This is a genomic window from Acinetobacter sp. YK3 (assembly GCF_001729365.1).
In the GTDB taxonomy this organism is placed as follows: domain Bacteria; phylum Pseudomonadota; class Gammaproteobacteria; order Pseudomonadales; family Moraxellaceae; genus Acinetobacter; species Acinetobacter vivianii.
This window is the reverse complement of sequence record NZ_LZPJ01000097.1, coordinates 1-2,735: the sequence shown is the minus strand read 5'-3', so window position 1 is coordinate 2,735 and position 2,735 is coordinate 1. Positions and strand designations below refer to the sequence as shown.

Here is a 2,735-nt window from a genome sequence, read left to right as displayed (position 1 = left end):
TTAGGTGCTGGTAGCGTTACTTCTACAGCAACAGGTGACAGTTTCTTAACTGGAATAGCAGCACCTGCTTCTGTGGTTTCTGTTGGATCGGCAGGCAATGAGCGTCGTATTCAACACCTTTCTGACGGTGCAGAAGACACCGATGCTGTGAATGTGCGCCAATTAAAACATGTGAAAGGCGTGGTGGATGAACAGGGTGAAAGCACAGCCAATGCGTTAGGTGGTGGTTCTACTTATGACCCTGAAACAGGGGCCGTTTCAAACCCAACTTATAATATTAATGGCAACGACATGAATAATGTCGGTGATGCTTTAGCTGAACTCGACAAAGGCTGGACATTACAAAGCAATGGTGAAAATGCTGGCGCAGTCAAAGCTGGCAATACTGTTGATATTGGTACGGCAGATGGCGAAGAAAACTTACAGGTTGAGAAAGAGGGCAACAACATTAAGTACAGCCTGAACCGTGACCTGAAAGTGGATAGCGTGACTGCAGGCGATACCGTAATGAATAATGACGGGATGACCATTGCAGGTGGTCCAAGTGTGACTAAGTCTGGTATCGATGCAGGTGGTAACAAAATTACCAATGTTGCAGAAGGAACAGAAGGCACAGATGCAGTTAATAAAGACCAGTTAGACAATGTCGCTGCGGCAGCAAAAACCGAGGTTGAAGCTGGCAAGAACATGACCGTTGAAAGCGAAACGGGTGCAGATGGACAAACCATTTATACCGTTGCGACAGCGGATGATGTTGAGTTCGATTCAGTCAAAGTTGGCGATGTCAGCATTGATGGCGCAACAGGCAAAATCACAGGTGTGACAGCAGGTGATGTCAATCCAGACTCAACCGATGCCATTAACGGTAGTCAGTTGGCGGGTACAGCGCAAAGCGTATCAGATGCGTTGGGTGGTGGTTCAACTGTGAACCCAGACGGCACAGTGACTGCACCAAATTACAATATCAATGGCACCGACGTGAATAATGTCGGTGATGCATTAGCTGAACTGGACAAAGGCTGGACATTACAAAGCAACGGTGAAAATGCCGATGCAATAAAAGCGGGTGATACCGTTGATATTGGTACCGCAGATGGCGAAGAAAACTTACAGGTTGCGAAAGAAGGCAATGACATCAAGTACAGCCTGAATCGTGACCTGAAAGTAGATAGCGTGACAGCTGGCGATACCGTAATGAATAATGACGGGATGACGATTGCTGGCGGCCCTAGTGTGACCAAGTCTGGTATCGATGCAGGCGGTAATAAAATTACCAATGTTGCAGAAGGAACAGAAGGCACAGATGCAGTTAACAAAGACCAGTTAGACAGTGCAGCAGCGGCAGCAAAAACTGAAGTTGAAGCTGGCAAAAATATGACTGTTGAAAGTGAAACAGGCGCAGATGGACAAACCATTTATACCGTTGCAACAGCGGATGATGTTGAGTTCGATTCAGTCAAAGTCGGTGACGTGAGCATTGATGGTGCTACAGGCAAAATCACAGGTGTGACTGCTGGTGATGTCAATCCTGATTCAACCGATGCGATCAACGGTAGTCAATTGGCAGGTACAGCACAAAGCGTATCGGATGCCTTGGGCGGTGGTTCAACTGTCAATCCAGATGGCACAGTGACTGCTCCGAACTACAGTGTAAATGGCACTGACGTGAACAATGTCGGTGATGCGATTGCCGAGTTGGACAAAGGCTGGACATTACAGAGCAATGGTGAAAATGCAGCTGCGGTTAAAGCAGGCGATACCGTTGATATCGGTACCGCAGATGGCGAAGAAAACTTACAGGTTGTGAAAGAAGGCAATGACATCAAGTACAGCCTGAATCGAGACCTGAAAGTGGATAGCGTGACAGCTGGCGATACTGTGATGAACACAGATGGCATGACCATTGCTGGTGGTCCAAGCGTGACCAAAGATGGTATCGATGCAGCAGGTAATAAAATTACCAATGTGGCTGATGGTGAAGTGGCAGCTGGTTCTAAAGATGCAGTCAATGGTGGTCAGCTCAATGACAGCGTGGGCTCTGTCGGTGACATGCTTGGTGGCGGTGTAACCAATGAAGGTGGCAAGCTGAATGGCCCATTCACTGTGAATGACAATGGTTATGCCAACGTTGCAGATGCGATTGAAGGTGAAACGGCGGCAGCAAAAACCGAGGTTGAAGCTGGCAAGAACATGACCGTTGAAAGTGAAACAGGTGCAAATGGACAAACCATTTATACCGTTGCGACAGCGGATGATGTTGAGTTCGATTCAGTCAAAGTCGGTGACGTCAGCATTGATGGCGCAACAGGCAAAATCACAGGTGTGACAGCAGGTGATGTCAATCCAGACTCAACCGATGCGATTAACGGTAGCCAATTGGCAGGTACAGCACAAAGCGTATCGGATGCGTTGGGCGGTGGTTCAACGGTCAATCCAGATGGCACAGTGACTGCTCCGAACTACAGTGTAAATGGCGCTGACGTGAACAATGTCGGTGATGCAATCACTGCATTAGACAAAGGCTGGACATTACAAAGCAATGGTGAAAATGCAGGAGCGGTGAAAGCTGGCGATACTGTTGACATTGGCACAGCAGATGGCGAAGAAAACTTACAGGTTGTGAAAGAAGGCAATGACATCAAGTACAGCCTGAACCGTGATCTAAAAGTGGATAGCGTGACTGCTGGCGATACTGTGATGAACACAGATGGTATGACCATTGCTGGCGGTCCAAG

Annotated in this window: 1 pseudogene; it reads left to right on the top strand. The window is 47.9% G+C overall.

Features of this window, described 5'->3' with window-relative positions:
• A pseudogene (locus A9Z07_RS11110) lies at positions 1 to 2,735 on the top strand (hypothetical protein); the annotation flags it as partial.